This window comes from Litoribacter populi, assembly GCF_007483685.1.
In the GTDB taxonomy this organism is placed as follows: domain Bacteria; phylum Bacteroidota; class Bacteroidia; order Cytophagales; family Cyclobacteriaceae; genus Litoribacter; species Litoribacter populi.
On sequence record NZ_VMKN01000001.1, the window covers coordinates 449,370 to 470,871 of the forward strand.

Here is a 21,502-nt window from a genome sequence, read left to right on the forward strand (position 1 = left end):
TTTATGAAAAATAATATTGATTTTAATAGCTTGTTAAAACAATGTGTTAATGCAGTTTGTTTGATTGATCTTGATGATAATTGCCAGATATTAAGTGGAGTCTTATCAGACGGATTGTTTTTACTTTGTTATGGGTCTAAGTCAAATGATTTTGATAGTATAAATAGAGGCAACTTTATTGTTGATTATCATCTAGATACTGCAGAAAAATATTTATTGAATTTTAAATGGGGTCATGGTGTCACTGGATTAGCCTGGATGTTAAGTTTATCTGTTAATATGAATTTGATTGATAAGAAAGTCTTAAATAATATTAAAACTATTGATCATTTTATTGGGAAAAGTCTTATTAGTGATTTTAATTATAATTCATATGATTTAACTGTTGGCGCTTTTGGTAAAGCTCATTATTTTTTAGAAAGAAATATTTCTGGAGTTTCCATTTATTTAGAAAAAATAGTTGATTTTTTAGATAATACAGCTCAATACTATTCCGAAAATGAAATATTTTGGTTTGATTACTATACTGAAGGTGAACATGGTAAGTTGAAAATTAACATGGGTCTTCTACATGGCCATGGATCCATTATATATTTTCTGTCTAAATTTCTTAAATCTGGGATTCTGAAGTCTCGTACCCATAAACTTTTAAATGGTGCTTTAAATTTTTTAAAACTTATTTATAATTTGTATAATGGATTAATTCCTAATTCCTTGTACTATGATAAAAAGGCTAAATCGTTCTTTACTGATAAACATGAAATTTCAGTACAAGGGTGGTGCCATGGGGTTATTTCCAATAGTTTTGGGTTTTATTTTGGTGGTTGTGTTTTAGAAGATGAAATGTGGATTAAATTATTCAAAAAAAATATTACCCTATTAACTAGTTTTCGGTGCGAAAATATTGACTGTAATCGGTAAATAAAACTGCACCACTTTCGGTAAATAAGAATGCACCAAATTTGGCAACAATAGTGCACCACTAAAAATCCTCTTGGGGCATGCCCCAAGAGGATTTTAGAGTATTTTGCTGGTCTACCAAAACTAGCATTTTATGAATGTGTACTTAGACAAATTTATGACTTATTTCGAAATCCACCGCCTCCAAAGGGAGGGATTTTCCCTCCGGCAGATCAGCGAGCACCTTGTCCTCAACAGGCGAACCGTAAGCAGGTACCTATCCATGAGCGAGCAGGACTATGAGCTGATGCTGATACAGCAGTCACAGCGCCCCAAGGTCCTTGCTCCCTATGAGGAGTTTGTCAGGCAACGCCTGGAAAACTTCAGGGACACACCTGCAGCCCAGATGCATGACTGGCTGAAGGAACATTTTCCGGACCTGCCAAAGGTCTCCCCAAAGACCGTCTTCAACTTCGTTTCCTGGGTCAGGGACAAACACAACCTTCCCTTTGTCAAACTCCCCCGAGAGTACGAAATGACGGAAGAGCTTCCGTACGGCAAACAGGGCCAGGTCGACTTTGGCGAATACAACATGCGAAGCGGCACGGGAAAGAGGGTAAAGGTGTTTTTCTTCACACTTGTCCTTTCCCGCTCGCGGTTCAAGTACGTATGGTTCACCGACAGGCACTTCACTTCCCTGCTGGCCATAGAGGCCCATGAAAATGCCTTTGCATACATCGGAGGCATCCCCCTGGAAATGGTCTATGACCAGGACAAGGTGTTCATGGTAAGCGAAAACGGAGGGGACCTCATCCTTACGGACGCCTTCAGGGCCTATACCCGGGAGCAGTCCTTCAGCCTTTACTTCTGCAGGAAAGCCGATCCCGAAACCAAAGGGAAGGTCGAAAACGTGGTCAGGTACGTAAAGAGAAGCTTTCTTTACAACCGCACCTTCCACAATATCGAAACCCTCAACGACGAGGCCATGGGATGGCTTGGCCGTACCGCAAACGCACTTCCCCATGCGGTGACCAAAAAAGAGCCGCAGTCAGAGCTTTACATCGAGCTGCCCTTTCTCACCCCGTACCGGCCCTGTGCCCCAAAACCCGCCGTACCGGCCCTCTTTGCCGTCCGGAAGGACAACACCGTCTCTTACAGGGGCAACTTCTACTCTCTTCCCCTGGGCACCTATAAAGGAAAAGGAAGCGAAGTGGCTGTACAGGCACAGGGGGATGGCCTTTTTATCTATGAACCCGGGGGCACCACGGAAATCTGCCGCCACGACATACCTGTGGGAACAGGCCAAAAAGTCCTCAAAACCGACCACAGGAGGGACAAAAGCGGCTCCCTTGAGGAGAAAGCCGCCCTGGTTGCCGGAATGTTCAGGGACAGCGAGGAGGCCCGGCGGTGGATAGGAATGATCCGCGCCGAGAAGCCCCGGTATGTCAGGGACCAGCTCAGCATGATCGAAAAAGCCCTTATAGGCGCCGATCCGGAAAAGACCGGGCTCACCCTGAGGTACTGCCTTGAGCAATCAATCTGCAGTGCGTCGGATTTTATATCCATCCTGGAGCTACAGGACACCTCAAGGAAGGAGGAAACCAACATCAGGGTACTCAACCCGCTGAGCGGAAAAATGCCCGACAGCGCCCTGGTACAGCCCGAAAAGAGCAATATCGGGGAGTATGAGGATATCGTGAAGAGCAAGAAAAAAAGCAACAGTTAACCAAAACAGGCCGTGGGAGCAATCTTTTGGATGCCTTCCACGGCCCCAAAACCAGACAGAAAATGGAGAAAAAAGAACAGATCAACGCCTTTTGCAGGCAGTTTAAGATCACCGGAATGGCCAACAGCCTGCCCGAGGTCATCGCCAAAGCGGAAAAACAGCGCTCCGGGTTCACGGACTTCTTCCTTGAACTGCTCCGGGAGGAATCGAACCTTAGGCTCAAAAACGAGGTGGCAAGGCGGAGAAAGGCCGCACGACTGCCGCTCAAAAACGACCTAGGCCAGTACGATCCGGGAGCCGAAAACGGCCTGAACCTGACAAGGATAAACCAGCTGCGGGAGCTCAACTGGCTCGACCAGGGGTTCAACCTCATGCTCATGGGCCCTTCCGGTACGGGAAAGACATTCCTGGCCTCGGGGCTTGGTGCCGATGCGGTGGACAGGGGCTACAAGGCCTACTTCAAGACAATGGAAGACCTTACAAACATCCTGAAGCTGAAGGACATGACCAGGTCGTCAATGGCCGAATACAAAAGGCTCCAGAAGGCGGATCTCATCATAATAGATGATATCATGCTCTTTCCGGTGGAAAAAAGCGTTGCCGTCTCCCTTTTCAACTTTATAAACCAAATCTATGAGCGGACCTGCTTCATCATCACCACCAACAAAATGCCTGCAGAATGGGCCAAAATGCTTGATGACGAAGTCCTGGCAACGGCATTGTTGGACCGCCTGCTGTTCCGTTGCGATATTATAAATTTATCGGGGAAAAGTTATAGAATGAAAAACAGGAAAACTTTCTTTGAACAGGAAGAATAGGCAGCGTATATTTACAAAATGGTGCACGCCTGTTGCCATTTTTGGTGCACTCCCATTTACCATTTTTGGTGCATTGTTGGTTACCGCTTACAATTGACTTTAGAAATGATGGTGAACCTATAATTATTCTGAGTGATAATCTTGGTAGGATGAACCTTTCATTTTGTCACGGTATTGTTGGTCATATATTTATGTTAGATAAAATACAACGAATATTTCCAAGTTTAGAAATTAAAAATTCTATTTTTTATTGGGAAGGGGTACTTAATAAATTATTAAAATCTGACGATGGATATAATTTTGACCACTTTTATCCAAAAGGGATTGTGACTGGAAAATCTGGTTTAGGGATATTGGCTATGCAAAGATTAAACTATGAAATTATAGGAATTGATAAAGTTTTTTTGCTAGATCTTGAATATTTTCAAAATTAAATGTTAATATGATACTTGTGTGTAAGTTTTAGGTTTCGGTTAAAAGTTTCAAAAAAAATATACTACCTTCTTTTGATATTATTTTTGAAGTTCTAAAATCTGTTTATATAGAAGCGTTTCATTTATAATTATTATTAATTCAGTCGACTAATCATTAAAACCTGTCGTTGTAATGGAACAGCATGCATTTAATACTAGAGATCAGTGTATGAATGTATAAAGGATTTTAGATTCACTTTTATCTCCCTTTCTAAATGGAATACAAATTTTATCACCAAATAGGTAAACGGGTCAAATCGTGTCATTTAGCAGCTGGCCTGGGCGATTAAAATCGATTTGTTTTAATTACTGTAAGTATTGCTATTATTTTGTATTTTGGTTACCTGTTCCAGCCTATTGGTCAGAGATTAGGTTAATGCTGCATGAACCAGTTCCTTCTTTTCCACAACTTTAAAAAAAGCCCCCGATCTCTCGAGGGCCTATTATTTGATCAATTATTAGGGTAACAAACAACTTGATCACAGCAAATTAATTATTCTACTCTTTTAGCTTCGGGAAGCTACCTTCATGGACACCTACTTTATTTGCACTGTATCAATGCGAAATACAGCCAATTTAAGCGTATTGTTTTATTTTATCCTAGTTTGATGGTTGTTTAGCGTAGCAATTTTCTGTTTCATTGGTTTTTCTTGTTGTTGTGTAAAGTAAATCCACATTTCCTCTGAGATCCAGAATGAAGCAGTGAACATTTAGTTTGTAGTCCTCTTTGGTTCCATCCGGTTTAGTCCTTGTAAATGTTTTTTCTTGGATGTCTTTGGCCAATTGAGAGGCAAAATGTTTATGGCATTTATGTTCTTTTTCTCTTTCCGTGAAAATGCCATCTTTCAAAAAACCCTTATATGCTCCGCAATCTTCGTGTTCCATAATATAAACGTCCTCTACTTGATGAAGATTTACAGCCAGGTCCAAATGTTGGCAAAAAAGCATTTTCCATTCCGAGAAGCTGTTATATTTCTCCATTACCTTATCATTGAATAGACTTTCTAATACTCCGGCACCCTGAGTACCTAACGATGTTCCTGCAAGGATGAAATGGTCATACCTATTGGTTAACTTATCATGATCTAGGAATTTTGACAATGAATCTGAAAACCTTAGGTCTATGCAGCTAAGGACGAAAACATTTTTCTTGGGCAGATCATATGACCCAAGAATCGGATATTGGGGGCTAGTCATGGCTTTAAATTTATGTTGTCAGTAGGCAATAGTTTATGGTCCTCTAATGAATCCTCTATAAAATCAATAGTTAATTTTGTAAGCTTTTTTCTCAGAAATACCTGCTTACCAGCCCAAAGTAGAAGATTGTCTTTGAAATTTAGGTCGGCAACATTCATAATGAGCTTGTCCACCCTTTTTCGAATTGGTTTTTTATATTTAAAAATCTCCTCTGATTGTCTGAAGGGCCATTTAGTGCCATTATTGAATTTTGGCATATAAAAATCATTGTTGACCTCTTCGTCAAAGATTGGGATTATCTGTACTGCCTGCTTATGATCCTGATTAGTCTTAATAAAATAATTCTTTCTCGCTTCTGTCAAATGATGATATCCATAATTAATTATTTTATGATTTTTATCAAGGGGGACAGTAAAGTGTTTTCTTAGAAACCTCTTACAGTTAGCTCTCCCCAGGAAAAAATCATGTACTCTGAATTCTTTATGAATAAATCCGCTAAAGCCTCCCAGTGCACCTCCAGCAATAGCATATTTGCCATATAATGGTTCTTTTTGTTTTACTCCATCTTTTACATATTCCAAACTTCTTTTTGGGGAGATTAAAAAGTGGCTACCGTTGTTAATATTAAAGGCCTTTTCAACCAGGTGGGGCTTAACTTGCAGCTGGCCGGTCATAGCTGAAAAAGTTCTAAAAAATAGATCACTTAAATCAGGTTCATCAACATGATCCTCATACCTCGTTTCCGCACTTGGAAATGGATCAATCATTAACAAAGCAGATTTGAAGTTTTCTATGGATTCATCGTTTTTATTTCCATTTAAAATATCGAGTACACGCTCAAAGGGTTCATTATTTATTAGGCCGCCATCAACAAAGTAACTGCTATAGGGGTCGTTTTTTGGGGTATAGATAATATTTAATAAATGATTCCATGCGTTATCTGAAATAAAACTACTGCTTCTACTTACTTGCCTGGGTCTTAGACCTAGGGGAAATGCACCTGTTGCCATAGCCGCAGCTTTTGCAATCTCCGCATTTAAAGGTTGAGCAAAATCTAAAGGTATCCAGCCTTTGTTTTTTCTTCCTTCAAATTATGAGGTGCACCGTTCTTATTTAGCAAAAAGCAGGCATAGTCAGCATGCTTTCGAAGCAAATACTTTTGCCTTTCAGTTTCCCTTTCACGGAAATTCATGTCATAAGAAAATCCTTGGAGGTTACTTAAAGTAACAAATAGCTTCAAATCATCAGCAATGTAATTTCTACTTATTGTAGGGTGATCTGCGTCCAACTGGATTGCCCTGTCTGCTATCTGCTGAATAAAATTTGAATTGAGTAAAGAATAGATCTTTCTGTGTTTTATATCAGAGGTATCCAACATCATTGAAAACATATCGTCCTCCAACATGTCGACCCAGGAATGATAAAGTTTGTTATGAGGCTGAGGATCTAGGATTGATCCGTTTTCAAGGCCTTGCACAGGGTTAAAAGATTTTTCAAGGATTGAACCGGTGATAATCCCAGTCATCCCACCTGCAGATGCCCCTCCTATTACTGGAATATTTACGCTATGTTTAGGGGTGTTTTCGGGATCTGAGATTTTCCTTTCCTCCCATTTATCGAGAGCCTCTAGCAAATAATCCATTACACCGGCAGTGTAAGCCCCTGCAGAAACAGCCCCTGCCATACATATCCCTAAAGAGATGGTGTTTTCCTTATTAGTGTGTGCCATAGAAAAATAGGTAAAATGAAAAAATCAATAAGATTAACTGTGGATTAAATTTAGCTCATTCTATTCTATTAAAAAATACCCCGATCGGGGTATTTTTTAATAGAATTTCAGGATTTACGGAGTTTGATTATTTGAAATAGAGGTTTTTTGCCAAATGCGAGGTGGGTTTATTTTGGGTGTTTTACAGGTACCGGCATGTCGTTCACCCGGTAAAACCCGTCGTTCACCGAAAAGCTGAACAACCTACGAACCCCATCCACCCTGCGGAGTACAATCAAAATGATGGATCTTGCGACTGTAGCTATTTTACATTTAGTTACTTCGTTAATTTAAAGGATGAACCCCATGTAGAACACCCATTATAACCCATCGTTCACAGAAAATTTGACCAAATGACCAACACCATCAAACTAGCGACGTACCATAATAGCATAGGAGTTTTCGACTGAATCTATCTGGACTTGAAGTTACTTTGTGAAATGATATACAGTTCCGACATGTGGTTCACCCGTTAAAACCCTACGTTCACCAAAAAGCTGATCCAACCACTATCATTCAATTCGCGGCAATCCGTCATAGATACGGCGTTTACGACTTAATCTATATATGCTTTAGGTTACTTTGTTTATTTGACAGGTTCAGGAATGTCGTTCACCCGACAAAACCCGTCGTTCACAGGAAAGCTGAGCAAACTCCCACCACCTTTAGACCCTTGGAATATTCGTATAGCTATCTGGATTTGGGCTTCCTACATTTATTTGCCTGGCTCTGACATGTCATCCACCTATCCAAACTGTAGTAAACCGGAAAGTTGCACAACCATTTACTACCATTTGCCCTGCGGTGAGCCCTCAAAGAGACGGCGTTTACGACTTAATTTAACGATTCGGTTAAAACTGATTAGCATCCAATGCTCTAAAATCAGGGGGAGGTTGGGATATTGGTTAGTTTTTCTTCCAATTCGGCTAAAAATTTTTTTCTTCCTACTATCTCTATTTTTCCGTCTTGCAAATTGACATTAATATTATCTGTGCCGAATATCGATCCGTGCATGGTTAGTGGGGCTGCTCGAAAGGTGCAGTTTTCACTTTCATTGCTGATAGGGATCAGTACTTTTGAGCCATTATCTAAAATATGTACTATTTCTTTAAAAGACTCAGCTGGATTGGGAGAATCACTAATTGTAATTTGATAAAATCGTAATCTATAGCTGATTAGTAAAGCAATCAGAAAAGGGATAAGAAAATATTTTGGCCACCAGCCGAGGTTGGAAAAGAGAAACCCAATATCTGGATCACCTGATATATACAGTCCGTTAGTCAGCCAATCCCTGAATCCATGGGTGAACTGATGATAGATATAGGAGCCTATAAAAGTCAAAACGAGAATTATGTTGAGATGTGGCTTATGATGTTTTGTGGATATTTTCATAGTTATAAAAATATGGTTTCCAGGTATTAAGCACAATACCCTAATCACGGTATTTTTCATCCGTCAGGCTTATCTCAGCCGTCCCGCATTTTATTATTTAAGCCTATTTAATTTAACGAACGTCAGTTAGCCTTGTCGTCATCACTGAATTGACACTCATTAAATCTAGTATCGATCATCCGACACCCTTGGATCTCATATTCCAACATCTTCCTTGCAAAATACCCCAATCACGGTTTTTTTTAGTTGTAATTAATTCCTTAATCTTGGAGGAGGTAATGTGAACGGCCTTTAGGTAAATGGCTTGGTTTACTTCTCAGCGGATAATCCCTTCCTGTAAAACGTGGAGATTCTGGTTCCAAATTTCATTGACTGGTTTGGGTCCTGCAGGTATTGCTGCCGCATACCTAATGGACTGTACTGCTATTTTTATAGAACTCACACCGGAATCCGGCAAAAACATCAAATTTAATGCTATTTATAGGCAAAAATACCCTGATCGGGGTATTGATTTTAGATTATTTAAGTCTCAACTTGGAGGTGATTTAATTTAGGGAATAAATATAGGATAAGGAATTGCGACAGTCTCTGTCGTTAGTTGGCGCCTTGTTTTGGGATTGGCTATTTTAGAAGAAATATTTTGATATATGCGGTTTAGGATTCATTTAAGAAAAGAGGGGGAGAAGGCTTTTTTGCCCATCAATTATCAATATGAGCTTTCATCGGCCATTTATAAGACCATTGACCGGGCAGACAGCGCCTTTAGCAGGTTTTTGCATGAGCAGGGATATTTGGCCTTTGGTCGGAATTTCAGACTGTTCACCTTTTCAAGGCTTTCGTTTGATGGCTTTAAGATAATTCGGGAGGCAGGAAGGATACAGCACCATGGCGAAGGAGCTTGTTTTGAGATCAGTTTTATGGTGGACAGAGCGGCCGAGGAGTTTGTCAAAGGATTATTTATGGACCAGGTTTTTGTGCTGGGAGATAAAATCAGTCAAGTATTTTATGCTGTTGAAAATATTGTGGCTATGGAGCCGCCTGTTTTTGAAGAATCTATGCGGTACAGATGTCTCTCCCCAATTTTTATAAGAAGAAAAAGAAATAGCGGGGGGGAGGACTATCTGCATCCCTCAGACAGGGACTATGGCATTTTACTGATCCAAAACCTGATGGTCAAAGGGCGGGCCTTTAAATCCAGTGTGGGGGAAGGGTTGGAGGACGAGTCTGCGGCTGTTCCGGATTTTTCATTTGCTCCCAAAGGCAAGGTCTATAAAAATGGTATTCGGATAAAGCAGCTGACTCGACAGGAAACCCATCTGATCGGCTACAATTACGAGTTTGAATTTCGGGCTCCTGTTGAATTACAGGAGATTGGATATTATGCTGGGTTTGGGCATTTGGGGAGTCAGGGGTTTGGGTGTGTGGAGATTAAAAAGGAGAAATTATGATAAAGGAATTGGTGCAATTGGTAAAAGATATGCCCGCATCGGTAAAACAGCGGGCGGTGGAACCCAAGGCAGGGCTACATATACTCATTGGATTTGACGAAGAAGGGAAGGGAAAGGTTATTGAGAGTGAACGCTATTTAGGTAAAAAGCACGGGGAACCTTCAAATTTTTTATTAGAAAGTGCTTCAAAGCAGGAAGCCGCTTGGATGATTGATACAAATAAATGTTTTGATCTTCCTATTAAAGGGCTGCATTCAGCTAGCCCCTATTGTCTAGCTTTCAAGCGTGAGTCGTGGATAGGAGGAGACAAATATCCTACCGATGGCAAAAAACCAAATCTGTTAAATCGACTTGACATCTATTTCGGAAAGACTTTTGAAGAAAAATACGAACTAAGTGAAACTGAAAAGCAGGGTGCCATTCAATTTAAGGTTTTTATGAAAGCCGAAATGAATAATATACTTGCTAAAATTCCTGAATATACAGATTTAGATGGGAGTGATTATGTAATTTTTTACAGGAATGAGCCAGTAGAAAAGTACCGAGTGTTTCAGGGGATTTATCTTTCAGGAGGATTATTCAATACGTCAGAATATAATATTGAAGTTGAAGAAGATGTTTTCGGTACAAGTAATTTTTACAACGGGTTTAATAGTAAAAAGCCTTTCCTTATGCATCAAACGGCTTCCTTTGATATCACATCAAGAATTAGTGCCAAGGAAGCTAAAGCCCTTTCGGAGTTTCAGATTTTTGCAGGCAAAAGGTTGTATCCTAACCCCACTCCGATATTTATAGATGAACCCGAACTAACTCATGAGGCCATTAACCTTTATCACAGATCAGAAGGCCAAAAACCTTCACATCGGGAACTTATCACTGAGTTATGGAAGCGGCAAAAGGATCTTGGGAATTATTATTTACTTTACTTTTCAGGAGGGGGAATACAGGATTTTGATTACGTAAGTAAATTCAGGTATCTCTTAGGGGAAGGAAAAATGGGCGAGCCCAATGAATGGATAATTAATAATCTCACCGAGATCAGAGATAAGGAAAAAGCTCTAAAACCTCCTATTAGATTAAAGACCGTTTTTGATTTTGAGCGAATAGTAATCAGGGAACTTTTCAATAATGCATTGGTCAAAATAGATGATAAAAAAGGAACCTTTACTATGCGTTATTTTGATGACGTAGATCCGAAATATTACCGTGCTGCACAATATACCCTACTTTTGAAATACAGGAAGCCCATCTATGATTTTATCTACAAATCTATGCGTACAAATTTGGGTAGGCATCAATTTGAAGACATTTGCATGACCGGAATCATGGATGATATTAGGAACAAAGAAAGTAATAAAGAATACGCAATTAAGACTAAGCTGAATATTTTCTTCAGTCTCTCTCCTTATTTTGACAGAACTAATAATCATATACACATGCCAAGTAAAATAGAAGAACACAAAGCCGAAATAGCCCGCGTGGTGGAGGAGGCGGATGCCCATTTTGCCACAGATGATTCCTATGCCTTTGGTGCAGGGCAATTGATTTACTTTTTGCTCTCAAAAAGTGAAGCGGGAGAACGTACACATGCTGTGCTGGAGCCATTTCTACAAAAAACCAATCATGCTCACTTTAACGAAGCAATATCAGGGATCCTACTGAAATATAAACATGCTATAGGGTTTGATTTCCGGCGTTTCAACAAACTAGCGGGTGAAGTTTTGGCCTACGAACCTATTACAGGGTTGCAACAGTTACGTCCATTCCTTTTGGCAGGTTATTTCTGTCCAAATGTCCTTTTTACAAAAAAATCAGATTCAAATTATAAACTTCAAAGCAATGAGCAAATTTAATAGAAGAGCCTATGGTGCAGCTGTAATTAAAAGCATCAACTCAAACTACAATGCAGACTTTACCCATCAGCCTCGTACTTTACCTGATGGTAGGGTTTATGCTACGGATAAGGCATTGAAATATTTAATAAGAAACTATCTCAAACACGAGACTGAGGATAAAATTTTTTATTTTAAGACTCTAAAAGAGGATACGCTAAATCCCCGGTCTTTGGACGAGACTTATGTAAAGTATTTTGGTGAAATTCCTAAAGGGGAAGGGAAAGGAGTAGAGAAAGAAGCTTCAAAAAAAAGGGAAATGCTAGGAAATCTTCTAAAAAGCTTAGACGTCAGGCTTTTTGGAGGTACATATGCCGGATCCACCAATCTTTCCCTTCACGGCCCTGTACAGATAACTCATGGCATCAACCAATTTGAAAGGGGAGAAATCTATTCAGAGCAAATTATGTCTCCATTTAGGAATTCAGCGGAAGGCAAAGAAGATTCAGCCATGACTACCCTTGGATCACAATCCAAACTGCGGGAAGGACATTATGTGCATGGTATTTCTGTAAATCCCAAAAACCTTTCAACCCTAACTGAGCTGTCAGGGACAGATAATTACCTTTCTGAGGATGATATTGAGAAGTTGAAAATAGGCTTAAGAAGAGGAGCTACCTATTACGACTCGTCCTCCAAAGCTGGAACGGATAATGAACTGTTGCTTTGGATAGAATTGAAGGAAGATGCCAAAGTAGTACTCCCCTCTTTCACCGAACTGATAAAAGTAAGTGAAAATGGGAAGCGGGAGATCGACTTAGGGGATATTACAACATTGTTGGCTCAAAACCATGTGAAATCAGAAGTGAAAAAAGTGGAAATATATTACAATAAAGCGATATCTAGTGTAATCAATCTTCCGGAGGGTTCAATAGAATTAGATCTTTGATACATGGAAAAATTAATATCCATAGACTTAGAAGCAGACTTTGGTTTTTTGCGGAAGCCTGATACCAATGATGGCATCGCTATGAGCTACAATATGCTGCACAAGCCTGCTTTACTTGGTATTTTCGGTGCTGTATTAGGACTGGAAGGTTACCAAAAGCGAGGAGTGCTTCCTGAGTACTATATGCAACTCCAGGGCCTTAAAGTTGGGATTTCCCCTTTGGGTGCTGAGCGCGGAAATTTTCCTAAAACTATGATCGTATATACTAACACTGTGGGCTATGCCAACAAGGATGGAAATCTAATCGCGTACGAAAATACCCTAATAAGGCCATCCTATCGGGTGTTTGTGGCACTAGCCAATGATCATCCGTTGTATCTTTCATTAAAAGATGCAAAGGCGGAATTTATCCCTTATCTGGGGAAAAATGAATTTCCGGTATGGTGGAAACCTGAAAGTTTTCGGGAGTATGATTTAAAGCCGTTCGATTTTGGTCAAGATTATCAGGTAAAATCGCTTTTTCGTAAAAATGAAGGTGAAACCAGTAGAAATAATGAAGTCAATGGCAACGACCTTGGGTTTGCCGCCATGTTTACGCAGTATTCAGAATCCTTTTTTTATTTCGAGCGTTTGCCTGTGGGATTTCAGGAATTTGAAATGAAAAAGCGTGGAAAGGAATACCAGTACTTGATGGCTCCTTTTGTGTATTCCAACGCAAAATTTTCTGCGGATTATCAGTTAGAAAACCTGTACAGGCTTAATGATAACCAGGTTATCCAATTAAACTAATCATGAGGTCATTTAAGGGAGTGATCAGCCAGGAACAGGTAGAGACTTTGCTGAAAGAGTCGAAAAAATACCTAGCGCATACTCCTGCTGAAACCTTGAGTGAACACATGGATTTAGTAACCCATTATTTTCAGGTTTTGGTTAGGATACATGGGTTAGAGCCAATAATAGACAGGTTGTTGCTAAAAATTTGCAAGGATGAAGAAAGCCTGGCTGAATTTTGTAAAAGGCTTTTTTGGCAAGCGATTCTTTATCATGATTTCGGAAAGGTAAACGAGAATTTTCAGCGAAAACTGGAAAATGTAAAGCATTTTCCGAATAATGTCAAAAACGGTATTGAGTCACAACATTCTGTTTTAAGTTCCTTTATTTTCTTGGTTCATCAGGTTTCAGATGGGTTTAGGGTGCTAGGAGACAAGAGTCCAGAGAGTCAGCAAAAGGTTATATTATTCATCTTTGCAATGGCTCACAATATAGGGAGGCATCACAGTCCCAACTTGGAAGATTTATCTGCAGGAAATACATTTGAAAAACTCAGTACGGATTTGTGCAAGGGATTAGAAAGTTATCTTTACTGCTATAACAAACCCTTCCCCCCGCAATTGGTGGAAGGGTTACTTACTTTGCGAAAAAGAAATGTGAATTTTGAAAATTTAGGGTTTGAATGGTTCGCGCTGATCCGGCTAAATTTCTCATTGCTTACAGCAGCAGATTATTATGCTACTTCTCATTATTGTTATGGGTGGACCTCACATTATGAATCCTTTGGTGTTTTAACCGATTGTCAACGGAGTAACCATTTTTTAGCACTTCAGCGAACGCATTCCCATAATAATGCACTTTATCAATCATTAGAAAATTTGCTTGCCGAGGGCTTAGAAAAATACCTAGAGAAGTCTCCTGAAAACCTAAATGGTTTGCGTTCAAAAATGGCAGCCGAGGTAATTCATCGAATACGCCAAAATTCGGGAAAAAGGCTTTTCTACATAGAAGCTCCCACAGGTGGAGGCAAGACAAATATGGCATTCATTTCTACAATGGAGCTTCTGCAAGCCAATAAGGAATTGAATAAAGTTTTTTATGTTTTCCCCTTTACAACTTTGGTTACTCAAACCCTTTTATCAGCGGAGGAAACACTCGGCTTGGAGCAGGATGAATGGATAGAATTGCACGGGAGGGCACCTTGGAAACAAAAGGGAGATCAGGAAGTAGAAAAAGATGGACTGTATGGTGTTGAGCGGCTAGATGACATCCATAACCAGTTTGTAAATTATCCTTATACCTTTCTGAGCCATGTCCGCTTCTTTGATATTATCAAATCCAATGAGAAGTCCAGTATTTACCTTTTGCATAGGTTGGCCAATAGTATTGTAGTCATTGATGAGGTGCAGGCTTATAATCCGGCATTATGGGATAAAATGGCCTACTTGCTAAAAGAATATGCTGAAGCTTTTAACATAAGGTTTATAGTGATGTCGGCTACATTACCCAAAATCGGAACCTTGGTGGAGGCAGATTTCTGTTACCTGCTTCCGGGTGCCATCGACCGTTTTTTCCTAAATGCCAATTTTGCCGATCGGGTAATCTTCAGTGATGAACTTTTAATCAGAAAACAGCCATGCAAGGAAGACCGGCAAGCTTACCTGGAATGGCTGTCAGCTGAGATCTTTGAGAAATCGGAAGATTATAAGGCTCATCACGGTAAGGTAAGAACTATTGTTGAGTTCATCTTCAAAAAATCAGCTACCGAATTTGCAGCGTTAGCTGAAGAGATGTTTTATGGGTATCACATCTATGTACTGAGTGGAACCATTCTGGAACCTAGGAGAAAGGAAATTATTAGGCAATTAAAAGCTGAAAGAAATCAGGAAGAAAATGTTTTATTGATCACCACTCAGGTAGTGGAAGCAGGGGTTGACATTGACATGGATCTAGGTTTTAAAAATCGCTCTATCATAGATTCTGAAGAACAACTTGCTGGTCGTGTCAATCGAAATGTAAAGAAGGAGGGGTGTACAGTTTATCTCTTTGATTTGGATAATGCCAGTTTGATTTACGGTAAGGACCAGAGGTTTAAGGAGACTCGCAACAGCCTGGAGAAAGATTATTTCAAGATCCTACGGACAAAAAGGTTTGATGTGCTTTATGATAAGGTAAAAGGGTGGTTGGATGATTCAAATCAAGAAATGGGACTGGCTGGTACATACAAAGAGTATCGGGAGGAATTAATTGGAAAACTAAATTTCCCAAAAATAGATACTGAATTCACCCTAATTAATCAATCCAATATCAGTGTGTTTGTGCCATTGAAAATGGCTGTTACACATGGATCAGAAAAAGTGTTTACGCCGCATCAACTGGGGTTTCTGGAGAGTTTAGGGTTAAATCCGTGTGAAGACAAATTGGCGGGGAAAGATGTATTTGACTTGTACAAAAAGTTGATCACCGACAGCAATGATACATTTGTGGGTAGAAAAAGAAATTTAAAAATGCTGCAATCCATCATGGGAATGTACACTTTTTCACTTTTTTCAGAATCTAAAGTGGTAAAGGAATTGAGAAATGCAGGGAATAAAGAAGAATATGGCTATCTATATTTAGTTAGCCATGAAGAAGTTTACAGCTATGAAAATGGCTTACAGGATCTGAAATTTTCTGAACTTATTTTTATTTAACTATGAGAATTAATGCCACATTAATCAACCTTTTCCATGTATGTAAACGGCAAATGTGGTTACATGCACAGGGAATTCGAATGGAGCATACTTCCCAAGTGGTAGCTGAGGGTAAACTTATAGGGGATACAAGTTATCAAAGTAGGGCGCAGAAATACACCGAACTGCAAATTGGCAATATCAAAATTGATTATTATGACGCCAAGAACAAAGTCGTCCATGAAATCAAAAAATCTGACAGAGTTGAATATGCCCATTTAGCACAAGTCAAATATTATATATATGTGTTGAAAGAACATGGCATTGAAGGGGTGACTGCTATTTTGGAATATCCCAAGATGCGGCAAAGTCAAGTGGTAGAATTTGAAGAGGGTGATGACGAGTTGGTGTTAAAATGGGTAGATGAAGTAAAGGGCTTAATATCTCAAGAAAAGTGCCCTCCATTAATAAAGAAGAGTTTATGCCGAACCTGCAGTTATTTCGAATTCTGCTATTCCGGGGAACTTCCGGAGGAACTGATTTAAATTTTTGACTTAATTATTGAGATTTTGAGAAAGACCTACTACCTTTTTAACCCCGGCAGGATCAGCCGGAAAGACAATACCCTGAAGTTTACCCCCGTAGATGAATCCGGGAAGGAAGGGACACCCAAATATCTTCCCGTGGAGGGAATTTCGGATTTGTACTGTTTCGGAGCGTTGGATGCAAACAGTGCCATGTATAACTTCTTGGGAAAAGCCGGTATCAGTGTCCACTTTTTTGATTATTACGAGCATTACACGGGAAGCTTTATGCCCAAGGAATACCTTTTGGCCGGTAAGATGCAGATCCAGCAAACGAAGCATTATCTTTCCCCGACCAGAAGGCTAGCCATTGCAGGAAAATTCGTGGAAGGGGCTGCCTTCAACATTTGTAAAAACCTTCGATATTACCAGAACCGGGGCAAGGACCTGGAGGGTAGCCTGGAAAAAATCGGCAACCTAGCTGAACAGATTGGTGGGGCCAATAATGTACAGGCATTAATGGGAGTGGAGGGTAATATCAGGCATGTTTATTATCAGGCTTTTGATGGGATACTGAAAGATCATGCAATGGAAGGGAGGAGCAAACAGCCGCCCATGAATGAGATTAATGCCCTTATTTCATTTGGCAACATGATGTGCTATACCTTTTGCCTGGGCCAGATCTACCATACCCAGTTGAATCCCACCATTAGTTTTTTGCACGAGCCGGGCTATAGGAGGTATTCACTGGCTCTGGATATAGCCGAAATATTCAAGCCCCTGCTGGTGGACCGGACCATATTCAGGGTATTGAACAAAAGAGAAATTCAGTCCAAGGATTTTGATTTTCACGTCAACAAGGTTGTGCTGAAGGAATCCGGTAAAAAAGTATTTATCAAGGCTTTTGAGGAAAGACTGAACAAAACCCTCAAACATAGGGTGTTGAAGAAGCAGGTGAGTTACAAGAGTTTGGTTAAACTGGAATGCTATAAACTAAGTAAGCACCTATTGGATATGGAAACCTATCGACCATTCAAGGTCTGGTGGTAAAAGAGAGAAGCTATGTATGTAATATTGGTATATGACATTGGTCAAAAGCGAGTTGGCAAGATGCTCAAGCTTTGTCGCCGTTACCTCAACTGGATACAGAACTCTGTCTTTGAGGGGGAGATCACGCCTGTAAAGCTGAAGGAACTAAAAGCAGAGGCAAACCAATTGATGAAGAAAGGGGAGGATAGTATGATTATCTTTAAGAGCAGGGAAAAAAAATGGCTTGAAAAGGAGGTAATTGGTGAAGAGAAGAATAATCTAGATACTTTTTTGTAGTTGTCGGAGGAGTCCTTAGCAGTGAAAGCATAGGTAAGATTTTCTCTGATTTTTGTGGAAAAGTTCAAATAGGACAGGCATTGCAGGTTGTCGAACACTAGGGGAAAATCGGGTACTGCCGATCGACGAAAATCTTATCATTTTTATTAACTTTGAAAGGGTCCTTGAAGATAGTAGACGGTCTTTTTGCCCTCTCAAACCAACGGCTTCTAATCGCACCATATAGGAATTGAAATCGATGTCCCGACAGTCGGGTTTTTGATCTTTCATCCTTCTAATCGCACCATATAGGAATTGAAATACGCAGGTGGAACTGCCTATGCAGCACTCCCCGAGGCTTCTAATCGCACCATATAGGAATTGAAATTAGTCGAAGCCAACCATTCCGTGGAAATCATGAACCCTTCTAATCGCACCATATAGGAATTGAAATATTGTTACTGCTTTAATTTTTGCCATGATAATGGGTCTTCTAATCGCACCATATAGGAATTGAAATTTGCAAGGTTCGGGCATCCTTTTAACCAATACTGAACTTCTAATCGCACCATATAGGAATTGAAATATAAGCACCGACTCAAACCCAAGGCTATTATAAAACCTTCTAATCGCACCATATAGGAATTGAAATTGGCTTTTCCAGTGATTCACGATGTCTCGACAGTCCTTCTAATCGCACCATATAGGAATTGAAATCAGACAGTTCTTTGGACTTCGATTTGGAAGGCACAACTTCTAATCGCACCATATAGGAATTGAAATTCAGAGTATCAGAAGGACATAAATACATACGCTGACTTCTAATCGCACCATATAGGAATTGAAATTTAAAGACGACCGTTTTTTAGGGGTTCAGATTTTCCCTTCTAATCGCACCATATAGGAATTGAAATAAAATGGGTTATACAATTTATGTCTCAGCACATGGCTTCTAATCGCACCATATAGGAATTGAAATAACAGAGCCAAAGGAAGAGCGAACGGTGAATTACCTTCTAATCGCACCATATAGGAATTGAAATAGCTGTATGGGTGGTTTCAACTGTGTGCATTCAACTTCTAATCGCACCATATAGGAATTGAAATAGGGTAGAATATACCTCGATAAAACCTTTGCCCTCTCTTCTAATCGCACCATATAGGAATTGAAATTTGCCGAGTGGGGTGCCCGTTTCACCAATGAGGGTCTTCTAATCGCACCATATAGGAATTGAAATATTGTTATCGACCACTCCCTCTTGAAAAGTCATATCTTCTAATCGCACCATATAGGAATTGAAATTTGATCACCTCGACCTCGGCAGGCTCTTTGGCAAACTTCTAATCGCACCATATAGGAATTGAAATCGGGAGAGAGCAAACAGGACGGCAGCTATCTGCACCTTCTAATCGCACCATATAGGAATTGAAATCGCGTTACCGTAATGTATAAAGACGCGATTAACCGACTTCTAATCGCACCATATAGGAATTGAAATAATTAGGGATAACGCCAAATATTAAGGGAGATATTCTTCTAATCGCACCATATAGGAATTGAAATGTGGATAACAGTTATGGGACAAACAGTATTATTTATGCTTCTAATCGCACCATATAGGAATTGAAATACGGAATTAGAGAATACAACGGCGAAGGATCCGTTCTTCTAATCGCACCATATAGGAATTGAAATAATTTCAGAATTTGCACAGGAACAGAAGGACCTAACTTCTAATCGCACCATATAGGAATTGAAATAAGAAAAGGCAGAAGGGTATGCGGATTGGCTCCACCCTTCTAATCGCACCATATAGGAATTGAAATTTTTTCTTCCGTAGAAATCAACTGAAAAATCCCCAGCTTCTAATCGCACCATATAGGAATTGAAATATGCTGAGCTTGATGCCAGATCTGCCAAGGTAACTGCTTCTAATCGCACCATATAGGAATTGAAATTTTATGTGTGGCATGGTGGTCTGCATTCCCATACACTTCTAATCGCACCATATAGGAATTGAAATTTGTTTCGTTCATGGCTATTTGTGTTTTGCTTGTATCTTCTAATCGCACCATATAGGAATTGAAATGCCACAATTTCCCCTATCCGTGAGTTATGTGCCATTCTTCTAATCGCACCATATAGGAATTGAAATAAATGCTAGGCTGGCAGGATGAGGGTTTTTACGCCTCTTCTAATCGCACCATATAGGAATTGAAATCAGCTCTGTCCAGCATATAAGACAGCCCCAGATAACCTTCTAATCGCACCATATAGGAATTGAAATCAGTATCCAGGCATTACACCCTACAATACAAGGAAACTTCTAATCGCACCATATAGGAATTGAAATTGAACCAGGTCTTCAAACCGCACTACAAAATACAGGCTTCTAATCGCACCATATAGGAATTGAAATAGGTTAATCGCTTGTTTTACGATTGCTGAAGTGAATCTTCTAATCGCACCATATAGGAATTGAAATAGGTCCAAAAAGATAAAAACGACAACTGACAATCCACTTCTAATCGCACCATATAGGAATTGAAATATAACTAAAACTCCACAATACTCTTCATTTATCATCCTTCTAATCGCACCATATAGGAATTGAAATCAACTATTTCACCTCTACCCAAGACGGAATCGACAACTTCTAATCGCACCATATAGGAATTGAAATAACCTATGAAGCGGCCAGACCAGCTTAAGGTCGAGGCTTCTAATCGCACCATATAGGAATTGAAATTCTATCACATCATTGTCCGTCTGCTCGGCATAGGAGCTTCTAATCGCACCATATAGGAATTGAAATAGGTATTCCTCCTTAGTAGGAGGTTCTAACCCGTCTCTTCTAATCGCACCATATAGGAATTGAAATAGTGAAGGTTCGGTGGAAAGACTTTGGAACTCTTGCTTCTAATCGCACCATATAGGAATTGAAATTCTATTGCACGGGTGGGTCTGACGCCATGAACATTGCTTCTAATCGCACCATATAGGAATTGAAATTTTTATTTTTTCCTGCCATTCCCCTCGGGAATCCTCTTCTAATCGCACCATATAGGAATTGAAATAAATCCGTAAACACGTAGCGGTAGCGGTCTTCCTTCTTCTAATCGCACCATATAGGAATTGAAATTAGGTTACTTTAAAATTACCGCCTTCGTTCTGATTCTTCTAATCGCACCATATAGGAATTGAAATATAAAAAATGCTTATCATAAGCCTTTAACCAAAACTCTTCTAATCGCACCATATAGGAATTGAAATTGGCATCTTTTGTGGCCTGAGCTGCTTCGAAATCTTCTTCTAATCGCACCATATAGGAATTGAAATCCAGATCAATACTGTACTTAAAATCCCTGAGGTACTCTTCTAATCGCACCATATAGGAATTGAAATTAAAATGAGGCCCAATCCGTTTCCTTGAATTTTTCACTTCTAATCGCACCATATAGGAATTGAAATAACTGCACCTCGAAGGTGGTTCCCCTTCGGTCTCCCTTCTAATCGCACCATATAGGAATTGAAATTCAAAACCCAGCAATTGCGTTAAAAATTGCTACAAACTTCTAATCGCACCATATAGGAATTGAAATTTCTGTAACAGAATCGAAAAGAGTCCCAGAACTTGCTTCTAATCGCACCATATAGGAATTGAAATTTTAGCTCTCCTAAATTACTCATTTTTCGGCAGTACTTCTAATCGCACCATATAGGAAT

General features: G+C 39.8%; 16 protein-coding genes and 1 CRISPR repeat array (1 of these 17 running past the window's edge). Of the genes, 12 read left to right on the forward strand and 4 right to left on the reverse strand.

All coding sequences use genetic code 11. The features are described from left to right. Window positions 1–3 precede the first annotated feature (3 nt). From FPL27_RS01850 to FPL27_RS01865, 4 genes are all read left to right on the forward strand, one after another. Complete coding sequence (locus FPL27_RS01850; RefSeq protein WP_143959467.1) at window positions 4–921, forward strand: glycoside hydrolase family protein; 918 nt, start codon at window positions 4–6, stop codon at window positions 919–921. 133 nt (window positions 922–1,054) lie between these two features. Continuing rightward, entirely contained in the window at window positions 1,055–2,626 is a 1,572-nt protein-coding gene (istA, locus tag FPL27_RS01855; RefSeq protein WP_143959468.1) for an IS21 family transposase, read from the forward strand. A 62-nt stretch (window positions 2,627–2,688) separates the two neighbouring features. Then, window positions 2,689–3,444 (forward strand): IS21-like element helper ATPase IstB, encoded by a 756-nt coding sequence (gene istB, locus FPL27_RS01860; RefSeq protein ID WP_143959469.1) that lies wholly within the window; start codon window positions 2,689–2,691, stop codon window positions 3,442–3,444. Between the two features lie 68 nt (window positions 3,445–3,512). Then, window positions 3,513–3,878 carry a lanthionine synthetase LanC family protein gene (locus tag FPL27_RS01865; RefSeq protein ID WP_262712060.1) on the forward strand — a complete coding sequence of 122 codons (366 nt, stop codon included), beginning with the start codon at window positions 3,513–3,515 and terminating at the stop codon, window positions 3,876–3,878. 639 nt (window positions 3,879–4,517) lie between these two features. Here FPL27_RS01865 and FPL27_RS01870 read toward each other — a convergent pair. The 4 genes from FPL27_RS01870 to FPL27_RS01885 form a co-directional block, all read right to left on the reverse strand. Beyond that, complete coding sequence (locus FPL27_RS01870; RefSeq protein ID WP_143959471.1) at window positions 4,518–5,114, reverse strand: hypothetical protein; 597 nt, start codon at window positions 5,112–5,114, stop codon at window positions 4,518–4,520. After that, a complete protein-coding gene (locus FPL27_RS01875; RefSeq protein WP_143959472.1) occupies window positions 5,111–6,124 on the reverse strand; it encodes a hypothetical protein in 1,014 nt (337 codons plus the stop codon). The genes FPL27_RS01870 and FPL27_RS01875 overlap by 4 nt, the downstream gene beginning before the upstream one ends. Before the next feature lie 44 nt (window positions 6,125–6,168). Then, window positions 6,169–6,843: a patatin-like phospholipase domain-containing protein gene (locus tag FPL27_RS01880; RefSeq protein ID WP_143959473.1), complete on the reverse strand. Its 675-nt coding sequence runs from the start codon at window positions 6,841–6,843 to the stop codon at window positions 6,169–6,171. Between the two features lie 921 nt (window positions 6,844–7,764). Next, a complete protein-coding gene (locus tag FPL27_RS01885; protein WP_143959474.1) occupies window positions 7,765–8,274 on the reverse strand; it encodes a hypothetical protein in 510 nt (169 codons plus the stop codon). 647 nt (window positions 8,275–8,921) lie between these two features. On the opposite strand from FPL27_RS01885, the gene cas6 reads away from it, so the two are divergent. The 8 genes from cas6 to cas2 are packed head-to-tail and all read left to right on the forward strand — an operon-like array spanning window position 8,922 to window position 17,796. Further along, window positions 8,922–9,722 carry a CRISPR-associated endoribonuclease Cas6 gene (gene cas6 / locus FPL27_RS01890; RefSeq protein ID WP_143959475.1) on the forward strand — a complete coding sequence of 267 codons (801 nt, stop codon included), beginning with the start codon at window positions 8,922–8,924 and terminating at the stop codon, window positions 9,720–9,722. After that, window positions 9,719–11,575, forward strand: a complete 1,857-nt coding sequence (locus tag FPL27_RS01895; protein ID WP_143959476.1) for a hypothetical protein — start codon at window positions 9,719–9,721, stop codon at window positions 11,573–11,575. Before cas6 ends, FPL27_RS01895 begins: the two co-directional genes overlap by 4 nt. After that, window positions 11,562–12,503, forward strand: coding sequence for a type I CRISPR-associated protein Cas7 (locus FPL27_RS01900; RefSeq protein ID WP_143959477.1), 942 nt, complete (start codon window positions 11,562–11,564; stop codon window positions 12,501–12,503). The genes FPL27_RS01895 and FPL27_RS01900 overlap by 14 nt, the downstream gene beginning before the upstream one ends. Window positions 12,504–12,506: 3 nt before the next feature. Next, on the forward strand, window positions 12,507–13,292 hold the full coding sequence (gene cas5 / locus FPL27_RS01905; protein WP_143959478.1) for a CRISPR-associated protein Cas5: 786 nt from the start codon (window positions 12,507–12,509) through the stop codon (window positions 13,290–13,292). Window positions 13,293–13,294: 2 nt separating this feature from the next. After that, window positions 13,295–15,967 carry a CRISPR-associated helicase Cas3' gene (cas3, locus tag FPL27_RS01910; protein ID WP_143959479.1) on the forward strand — a complete coding sequence of 891 codons (2,673 nt, stop codon included), beginning with the start codon at window positions 13,295–13,297 and terminating at the stop codon, window positions 15,965–15,967. Window positions 15,968–15,969: 2 nt separating this feature from the next. Next, the gene (cas4, locus tag FPL27_RS01915) at window positions 15,970–16,491 is read left to right on the forward strand and encodes a CRISPR-associated protein Cas4 (protein WP_143959480.1); all 522 of its coding nucleotides are present in this window, start codon (window positions 15,970–15,972) and stop codon (window positions 16,489–16,491) included. 24 nt (window positions 16,492–16,515) lie between these two features. Continuing rightward, window positions 16,516–17,520, forward strand: coding sequence for a type I-B CRISPR-associated endonuclease Cas1b (gene cas1b / locus FPL27_RS01920; RefSeq protein WP_143959481.1), 1,005 nt, complete (start codon window positions 16,516–16,518; stop codon window positions 17,518–17,520). A gap of 12 nt (window positions 17,521–17,532) precedes the next feature. After that, entirely contained in the window at window positions 17,533–17,796 is a 264-nt protein-coding gene (gene cas2 / locus FPL27_RS01925; RefSeq protein WP_143959482.1) for a CRISPR-associated endonuclease Cas2, read from the forward strand. Between the two features lie 206 nt (window positions 17,797–18,002). Beyond that, a CRISPR array of direct repeats spans window positions 18,003–21,502; the repeat unit is 30 nt; unit sequence CTTCTAATCGCACCATATAGGAATTGAAAT (it continues 5,974 nt past the right edge of the window).

Coding starts and splice junctions, on each gene's coding strand:
- FPL27_RS01850 (WP_143959467.1), top strand. CDS start 4: ATGAAAAATAATATTGATTTTAATAGCTTGTTAAAACAATGTGTTAAT.
- istA (WP_143959468.1), top strand. CDS start 1,055: ATGAATGTGTACTTAGACAAATTTATGACTTATTTCGAAATCCACCGC.
- istB (WP_143959469.1), top strand. CDS start 2,689: ATGGAGAAAAAAGAACAGATCAACGCCTTTTGCAGGCAGTTTAAGATC.
- FPL27_RS01870 (WP_143959471.1), bottom strand. CDS start 5,114: ATGACTAGCCCCCAATATCCGATTCTTGGGTCATATGATCTGCCCAAG.
- FPL27_RS01875 (WP_143959472.1), bottom strand. CDS start 6,124: ATGGCAACAGGTGCATTTCCCCTAGGTCTAAGACCCAGGCAAGTAAGT.
- FPL27_RS01880 (WP_143959473.1), bottom strand. CDS start 6,843: ATGGCACACACTAATAAGGAAAACACCATCTCTTTAGGGATATGTATG.
- FPL27_RS01885 (WP_143959474.1), bottom strand. CDS start 8,274: ATGAAAATATCCACAAAACATCATAAGCCACATCTCAACATAATTCTC.
- cas6 (WP_143959475.1), top strand. CDS start 8,922: ATGCGGTTTAGGATTCATTTAAGAAAAGAGGGGGAGAAGGCTTTTTTG.
- FPL27_RS01895 (WP_143959476.1), top strand. CDS start 9,719: ATGATAAAGGAATTGGTGCAATTGGTAAAAGATATGCCCGCATCGGTA.
- FPL27_RS01900 (WP_143959477.1), top strand. CDS start 11,562: ATGAGCAAATTTAATAGAAGAGCCTATGGTGCAGCTGTAATTAAAAGC.
- cas5 (WP_143959478.1), top strand. CDS start 12,507: ATGGAAAAATTAATATCCATAGACTTAGAAGCAGACTTTGGTTTTTTG.
- cas3 (WP_143959479.1), top strand. CDS start 13,295: ATGAGGTCATTTAAGGGAGTGATCAGCCAGGAACAGGTAGAGACTTTG.
- cas4 (WP_143959480.1), top strand. CDS start 15,970: ATGAGAATTAATGCCACATTAATCAACCTTTTCCATGTATGTAAACGG.
- cas2 (WP_143959482.1), top strand. CDS start 17,533: ATGTATGTAATATTGGTATATGACATTGGTCAAAAGCGAGTTGGCAAG.